The organism is Candidatus Accumulibacter phosphatis, assembly GCF_012939955.1.
In the GTDB taxonomy this organism is placed as follows: domain Bacteria; phylum Pseudomonadota; class Gammaproteobacteria; order Burkholderiales; family Rhodocyclaceae; genus Accumulibacter; species Accumulibacter delftensis.
On the sequence record NZ_SPMY01000071.1, the window covers coordinates 20,402 to 27,568 of the forward strand.

Annotated in this window: 8 protein-coding genes; all 8 read right to left on the reverse strand. The window is 58.4% G+C overall.

Annotation, left to right across the window (positions count from 1 at the left end):
- Positions 1-37 precede the first annotated feature (37 nt).
- Positions 38-1,117, reverse strand: coding sequence for a non-hydrolyzing UDP-N-acetylglucosamine 2-epimerase (gene wecB / locus E4Q23_RS20050; RefSeq protein ID WP_169068275.1), 1,080 nt, complete (start codon positions 1,115-1,117; stop codon positions 38-40).
- Positions 1,114-2,685 carry an aminotransferase class I/II-fold pyridoxal phosphate-dependent enzyme gene (locus tag E4Q23_RS20055; protein ID WP_272873722.1) on the reverse strand — a complete coding sequence of 524 codons (1,572 nt, stop codon included), beginning with the start codon at positions 2,683-2,685 and terminating at the stop codon, positions 1,114-1,116. Before E4Q23_RS20055 ends, wecB begins: the two co-directional genes overlap by 4 nt.
- A complete protein-coding gene (locus E4Q23_RS20060) occupies positions 2,672-3,007 on the reverse strand; it encodes a hypothetical protein (RefSeq protein ID WP_169068277.1) in 336 nt (111 codons plus the stop codon). Before E4Q23_RS20060 ends, E4Q23_RS20055 begins: the two co-directional genes overlap by 14 nt.
- Positions 2,998-3,591 carry an acyltransferase gene (locus tag E4Q23_RS20065; RefSeq protein ID WP_169068278.1) on the reverse strand — a complete coding sequence of 198 codons (594 nt, stop codon included), beginning with the start codon at positions 3,589-3,591 and terminating at the stop codon, positions 2,998-3,000. The genes E4Q23_RS20060 and E4Q23_RS20065 overlap by 10 nt, the downstream gene beginning before the upstream one ends.
- A gap of 2 nt (positions 3,592-3,593) precedes the next feature.
- Positions 3,594-3,797, reverse strand: coding sequence for a hypothetical protein (locus E4Q23_RS20070; protein ID WP_169068279.1), 204 nt, complete (start codon positions 3,795-3,797; stop codon positions 3,594-3,596).
- A gap of 500 nt (positions 3,798-4,297) precedes the next feature.
- The gene (locus tag E4Q23_RS20075; protein ID WP_423753365.1) at positions 4,298-4,573 is read right to left on the reverse strand and encodes an FAD-dependent oxidoreductase; all 276 of its coding nucleotides are present in this window, start codon (positions 4,571-4,573) and stop codon (positions 4,298-4,300) included.
- A gap of 36 nt (positions 4,574-4,609) precedes the next feature.
- A complete protein-coding gene (locus E4Q23_RS20080; protein ID WP_169068280.1) occupies positions 4,610-5,662 on the reverse strand; it encodes a Gfo/Idh/MocA family protein in 1,053 nt (350 codons plus the stop codon).
- A 697-nt stretch (positions 5,663-6,359) separates the two neighbouring features.
- The gene (locus E4Q23_RS20085; protein ID WP_169068281.1) at positions 6,360-6,590 is read right to left on the reverse strand and encodes a MarR family EPS-associated transcriptional regulator; all 231 of its coding nucleotides are present in this window, start codon (positions 6,588-6,590) and stop codon (positions 6,360-6,362) included.
- Positions 6,591-7,167: the final 577 nt, after the last annotated feature.

The following is a 7,167-nucleotide window of genomic DNA, read 5'->3' on the forward strand; positions in this document are numbered from 1 at the left end:
TTTCATTGTTTCGTGCATCACGATATAGCAAATAAAATCACAGCAACTTACTAACAATATCATTGGCGGCCCTACCCTGCCCGTAAACGCCCGCACAAGGGATAAATGATGGGGTGTCAGCGATATTCGCGAACGCTACAGCTATTCGTGCCCTTGATGCACCTACCAGACAGTTCAAACCCGATTCCACTGTTTCCACCCACTCCGTCTCGTCACGCATGGTGATGCAGGGAACGCCATAGAAAAACGCCTCTTTTTGTACGCCTCCCGAGTCGGTGAGAATTACACGCGCAGACTGCTCGAGAGCCACCATATCCAGAAAAGCCAGGGGCTCAGTTACGATCAAGGCTGAAAGGTAGTCGGAGTAGCCGTATTCCTCAGAAAGCCTGCGTGTGCGTGGATGCAACGGGAAGACCACTGGAACCTGTTTTGCCACCTGGGTTAGTCCGGACAGAATCTCGCCCAATCGTTGCGGGTCGTCGGTGTTTTCGGCACGGTGGCATGTCGCCAAGGCAAAACCTCGCTCTGATAAGGCTAAGCTCTGCAGGATGCGGCTGCGGCTACGGGCATGATCACGGTAATATAGTGCTACGTCGTACATTACGTCGCCGACGTTGCTTACTCCTTTGCGCAACCCCTCTGCCTTCAGGTTATTAACCGCCGTTTCGGTTGGACAAAATAGAAGAGAGGAAACACGATCGGCAAGCACGCGATTGACTTCTTCCGGCATGCGCATATTAAAAGACCGCAGCCCAGCCTCGACGTGAGCCACCGGGATATGCAGTTTCGCTGCCGCCAGTGCTCCCGCCAGAGTGGAATTGGTATCGCCGTAGATTAGTACCCAGTCCGGCACTTCCTTAACTAGCGTATTTTCTATAGCCTCCAACATGCGGCCAGTCATCGCTCCATGGTGCCCGCCGGAGATTTCTAAGTTGTATCTCGGCTTGGGAATGTCGAGTTCGTCGAAAAAATTTTGCGACATGTTCGCGTCGTAATGCTGCCCCGTGTGGACCAGCACTTCTTCAACTCTCCCGCCGCATTGGTCACGAATCACTCGTGATACGGCTGCGGCTTTGATGAACTGGGGACGAGCCCCGACAACGGTCAGGATCTTCATGCGACAGCCCTCACAACTGCCTCAATGATTCGCTCTTGCGCTCGTTGTTCAAGGTAGGGATGCATCGGCAGGCTCACCACGCGCGATGCGACGAGATCGGAGCAGTCCAGACTTCCGGAAACCCGGCACGACTCGTGGTAGGCCGGCTGGCGATGCAAGGGTACCGGGTAATGGACAGCTGTGGGAATGTTGGCGGCAGTGAGGGCATGGAGGAAGGCATCGCGATCCGGCACTTGAATCGTAAACTGCGCCCAGACACAATTTCTGTCGGAACGTACAACCAGGCGTGGTACTGCGGGGACATCTTCCAGGAGTCGCTGGTAACGCGCACCAAGCTTGAGACGCTGCTCAATTTCCTCATTGAAACGCTCCAGCTTGGCGAGGACGACGGCACATTGCAGGGTATCCATACGCCCACCAACGCCGATACGCGTATGCCAATAGCGCTTGCTCTGACCATGCACGCGGATTTCCCGGCAGGCGAGAGCGATGGCATCATCACTTGTAAAGATCGCCCCACCATCGCCATAACACCCTAGCGGCTTGCTAGGAAAGAAACTCGTGCAACCGATCGTCGACAGGTTGCAACTCTTTCTTCCCTTGTACTCCGCACCAAAACTTTGCGCCGCATCTTCGATTACCGGCAGCTTGTACTTGGCGGCAATGGCATTGATCTCGTCCATATCCGCGGGTTGCCCGTACAGGCTTACGGGCATGATGGCCTTTGTCTTTGGCGTAATGGCGGCTTCAATTCTGCTAGCGTCGATGTTGCAGGTATCGGGCTCGATATCGACGAACACCGGCTTCGCTCCGAGCAAGACGATGACTTCGGCAGTAGCGACGAAGGTGAACGGGGTGGTGATCACCTCGTCCCCCGCACCGACACCGAGGGCCATCAGGCTGATCAGCAGCGCTTCCGTGCCGCTGGCCACGGTGATGCAATGCTTGGCACCGCTGTACTCCGCAAGCTTCTCTTCGAGCGCCTTGACTTCCGGCCCCATGATGTATTGGCCGTGGTGTAGCACGATGTCGATATTTCGTTCGATCTGTGGTCGGAGCGCGACCTGCTGGGCCGCGAGATCAATGAAACTCAATGTTTCCTGCTCGGAGGTGTTCTCCTGCCGTAGCCACTCCAGGGCCTGTTCAGGCCGCTGAAAGGAAAACTCGCCCAAAGCGTCAAAAGCGGCATCGGACGAAACGATGCACACCTGCCCTGCTGAGATGCTGCGGGCGCTGGCGGCAAGCTGCGCATCTTCGAAGTCTGTGGATTTGGCGTACAACTCCGCCTGTTCGTAGCCGCGGTTGCTCAGGACCCTGACGCGGTTCAACAGGTCGAGCATCAGGCGCTTGACCAGGGAGCGAGCCACCGTGGGATCGATTCCTTGCTCCTTGCAGCGACGAACGGCGACGAACTCGAGTGTGGGAAGGCTTGCAGCGCTGACCCATAGAGACGTCCGCCCCTGCTCCGCGCTGGCGAACAGTGCCTCGGTCGCCATGGCACGTTCGGGGCGGAGCCATAGATCGAGAATTACGCTGGCGTCGAGGACGAGATGCTTATTGGCGGCCAAGAGACTTCTCCTCCAGCGCCTGATAGCGCAAGCGATCGAAATCTTCGTCGCGTAGCGCTGCGCCCGCGTGGAGTTGCTGTTTCCAGGGACCGAGAATTTCATCGATGGCCGTGCGGATGGCGCCCCCCGGTACAGAAACTTCTCGCGGCGATTGATCGGGCGTGCGGGCAAGACTAGCGGCGGTCTGATCATGCCCGCTGGGCGAGTCTGCCAAGACCTCGTCATCGGGAACGATGACGAGCACATTCACCACCGCGTGCTTGAGACGAAAGTTCGCCGGTAGTTCGAGGCGACCATGGTCATAAATGGCTTCTACTTGCATTCCAACTCCTTCTCGCTGGACAGATTGCCAGCATCCAGACGGTATTTCTTTCCCGTGGCCGGACAAACCGCACAGCCGTCACCTTCGATGGGTAAGGTCAAGCGCTCGCCATGATCGCTCATCCAGCCAATCTGTCGGGCGGGGACCCCAGCCATCATGGCGTAGGCCTTGACGTCGCGGTTGACGACGGCACCGGCGGCGATAAACGCGTGCATACCGATGGTTATGCCACAGACGATGGTGGCGTTGGCGCCAATGGTCGCCCCCCGTTTGACGAGCGTATCGCGATAGTCGTCTTTGCGATTTACCGCCGAACGTGGGTTGTAGACGTTCGTAAACACCATGCTCGGGCCGCAGAAAACGTCGTCTTCCAGGGTGACGTTGTCGTAAACCGAGACGTTGTTCTGGATCTTGACGTTGTTGCCGATGCTCACGCGATTGCCGACAAAGACGTTCTGGCCCAGCGAGCAGCCCCTGCCAATGCGAGCTCCGCCGCAGACATGAACCCAATGCCATACGCGGGAGTCCTCGCCGATCTGGGCGCCCTCGTCGACGATGGCTGTAGGATGGATTGTGGCGTTCATTTTCAATGCACCTTTCGTTGCAGTTTTTCAGCGCGGGCCGGGCTGGTCGTCCACTTGCCGACGAAGACAGTAAGCAGCTTGCCGTTGCGCTGAATTGCGTAATCACGACGAGCCGTGTTTGGGTCGCTGGCCGATTTGACGAGGGGCCGAGTTCCGGCGAAGGATTCGACAGTATCGGCCCCTGCGGTTGCCGAGTTGGCGATCATCCATCCGAGCATCGTGGTAGCGGAAGCCGCCGAGAATACTTTCGGTCTTCAGGGTCGGAATGAATGACCTCACCTGCGTCTCGCTTAGTGGTTCGCTTTTCGGGAGGACGGACTTGCCGGTCAGCCGATCGTAGCGCTTCATTCCCACGCCAAGCATCCGGCGAGAACGGCGGCTAGTGTAGTGTCGCGCACGGTATGGAACCTATAAATTCCGGCTACCGCGTGGGTTTCGCGCCGTTGTAATGCTTTTGCTGACGGCCGAGTCGGGAATGGTGAATGGTGCATGGTGCATGGTGCATGGTGAATGCGCCGCCACACCAGCCCCCACGTCATTGCGAGGAGGCGTCGCCGACGCGGCAATCCAGTTTCATCCTCTCACTATTTCCCACCGCATTGACATAGTGAACACGGAACACGCGAAAAGCCAAACCTCTGGATTGCCGCGTCGGCTTCGCCTCCTCGCAAAGACGGAGAGTGGCAGATGCTTGCCGAAGGTCTCATCAAGAATGCAACACTACGCAAGCGCGATAGATTGGTAACACGATGGGTAGCGGCCTGGTCAGCACGGGAGCAGGCTTGATCCAGGCGTCGCGCTCGTGCAGCGACTCGCGCACGAGAAGGAACTGCCCTGTTTCGAGATGGCGTAAACCGCCGTGCAGCAATTTCGACGACGCTGAACTGTTGGCTGCCATCAATCGCCCCCGTTCAAATACGGTGACGTGATCACCGCCTTCAGCCAGGCGCCAGGCTGAACACAGGCCGTTGATCGTTGCTATCGCCCCCGATTACGGCGATTCTCATACGCGCGCCGCTCAGTATTCCAGCGGCAGAGAAATGGTATGGCCGTCGCGGGCGGAGAGATATGCGGCGATCAGCACTTCGAGTGAACCCAATCCCTCGCGCCCGTCGGTTTCGGGTTCGGCTTCGCCGCGCAAGACGTCGATCACATTCTTGTAGTACAAGGGATGGCCAAGACCATAGACAGACGTGGTTTCGTAGTTGGCTTCCTTGATGTTGGCGTCGTAGTCGCGGGGCTCGGCAAAATCCCAGACCTGGATGTCGTTGACGGCGACGCCACCGACCCGGACCGTTCCTTTTTCACCCAGGATGGTGATGGATCCTTCCAGGTTCTTCGGATAGGTGAGCATGGTGACACTCATGGAGCCAAGCGCGCCGCTACGCCAGCGAATGTTGAGGACGCCGGAGTCCTCCACCTGGATGTTGCGGCCGAGAGTTGCGGTCATGGCGTGCACGCTGGCGACGGGGCCGATCAGCCAGTCGATGAGATCGACGTAATGGCTGGCCTGGTTCATGAAGGCGCCGCCATCGAGTTCCCACGTACCGCGCCACTTCGCTGAGTCGTAGTAGTCCTGCGGACGAGTCCAGAAGACATTGAGCGAGACCATGTAGATCTTGCCGAAGCGCTTTTCTTCAACAGCCCGCTTAAGCAGTTGCAGGGTGGTATTGCGGCGGTTTTGCTTAACGACGAAGAGGTAGACCTCTGCCTGGTCGCAGGCCTTGACCATCCGCAGACCGTCTTTCCAGCGGGTCGCCATTGGCTTTTCGGTCATCACGTTGATGCCGTGGCGAGCTGCGGCTATCGCCTGCTGGGAGTGCAAGCCGCTCGGCGTGCAGAGCACAACCAGGTCAAGCTGCTCGGTGGTGAGCATATCCTCGAGACGTTGGTAGCCCGGCACCTGATGTTGGGCCTTGTGCAGCTCGAGTGTCGCAGCGTTGCTGTCACAAACGGCCACGAGTTCCAGATTGTCGGAATGGGTGGCAATGGAGGCGAAATGATTATTTGCAATACGACCGCAGCCAACGACCGCGATACGGATTTTTCTGTTCTGAATGACCTGTGCCATTGCTAATTTCTCTCAAATTGAAAACTCTATTCCGCGAACGATTGAGACGTAGGCGACCGGAGCCTCGCTCACTCGTCAGGCCAGCGAATCGTCCAGCGAATCGTCCAGCGAATCAAGACAGCCAGGCGTTCGGGCCGGTCGAGCTATCGAAGATTATTGTCCACGCCCAGCTCGGCGCGGCACGGCACGGATCGGGAGGCGGCAGATACGCGTACTTGAGTTTGTCCGCGGCGCCCGGGAGATTTATCGGGGGAGCTGCGTCAAGGATTGATCTTGACGCTCGGGAAACCCGAGCGTCTCCCTCGGGATACGGCGTTTCGTTCGCAACAAGCACGGGGCCGCCTCATCACGGTCATTGCGAAAGACGAGGCGGGGCGGCGGTCTGTGAAGCCCTTCAGGCACGCTACCGCCATGCCCGAATGTTTTTACATTCAGCATTTTTGCTTTGGCTGCCCCACTGGGGGCCACCTTCGCCGTGCTATTGGCCTGTTCCGGCACCATGCCGGAATCGTGTTTCGTCTCTGCTACTACCAGCTACTGGCTTGGGCAGCCTCACGGCCCTGGTCGGGTCCTTGCGGCTGCCTGCAGCGCGCTATCAATGATCAGTAGTATCCACGCCAAGCTCGGCGCGCATGTGATCAATTTCCTCTTTCATCGCGATGTACTCCTGCTCTTTCCGGGCGAGGTAGTCGCGTCGTCAGCGCGTGTGGATGCCCTCGGGTGTGAGCAGGTACACGTATTTCAGTTTGTCCGCGGCGCGAAGAAAATTGCCCGCCTTGATGTAGCCCTTGGCGAGCAGCGCCTTGAGCAGGTAATTGGTCTTCCCCAGACTGGCGCCAAGACGCTCGGCGAGCTGTCGCTGGCTGATCTGTGGCGCTTCCTCGAGGATCCGGAGGATACGCAGGTGGACTTCTTCTGCCGGGGTCATGCGTTCTTGTTCAAGAGATGAACGCGGATGGTAAGGCATGTTTCCTTAAGGGGCAAGAGCGAGCGCCTGCCCTCCCCTGTAAGAGTCCGATTCGTGAGGTGAACTTCGGCGCTTGGGGCGCGGTGACGTCGATATTCGCATGCTGTTGCCTTTGGCTGCGGCCAGAGCCAGGGTTCGCCTGGCGCTGGCGTAGGGTTGCAAGCAGTGTGGCAGCTATGAATTCCGGTTACCGCCTGGGTTTTGGCGCCGCTGGCAGGCTTGCTGAAAGTTTCGTCGGGAATGGTGAATATGGGGAATGCGGCGAAGGCGGCGAAGGGGCGAAGGCGGCGAAGGCGGCGCCACACCAGCCGGCACGTCATTGTGAGGAGGCGCAGCGGACTTGGCAATCCAGAGGTTTGGCTTTTCGCATTGTCAGTAGGTCAATGCGGCGGGGGAAATAGTGAGTGGATGGAACTGGATTGCCGCGTCGGCTGCGCTCCTCGCAATGACGGNGGGGTTGTCTGGATCGCGGTAGCAGCTGCGCCTCCTCGCAATGACGGAGGGGTTGTCTGGATCGCGGCAGCGGCTGCGCCTCCTG

What these genes read in the sequence shown, in the direction of transcription:
- wecB (WP_169068275.1), bottom strand. Translation starts at nt 1,117, where the DNA reads ATGAAGATCCTGACCGTTGTCGGGGCTCGTCCCCAGTTCATCAAAGCC.
- E4Q23_RS20060 (WP_169068277.1), bottom strand. Translation starts at nt 3,007, where the DNA reads ATGCAAGTAGAAGCCATTTATGACCATGGTCGCCTCGAACTACCGGCG.
- E4Q23_RS20065 (WP_169068278.1), bottom strand. Translation starts at nt 3,591, where the DNA reads ATGAACGCCACAATCCATCCTACAGCCATCGTCGACGAGGGCGCCCAG.
- E4Q23_RS20070 (WP_169068279.1), bottom strand. Translation starts at nt 3,797, where the DNA reads ATGATCGCCAACTCGGCAACCGCAGGGGCCGATACTGTCGAATCCTTC.
- E4Q23_RS20080 (WP_169068280.1), bottom strand. Translation starts at nt 5,662, where the DNA reads ATGGCACAGGTCATTCAGAACAGAAAAATCCGTATCGCGGTCGTTGGC.
- E4Q23_RS20085 (WP_169068281.1), bottom strand. Translation starts at nt 6,590, where the DNA reads ATGACCCCGGCAGAAGAAGTCCACCTGCGTATCCTCCGGATCCTCGAG.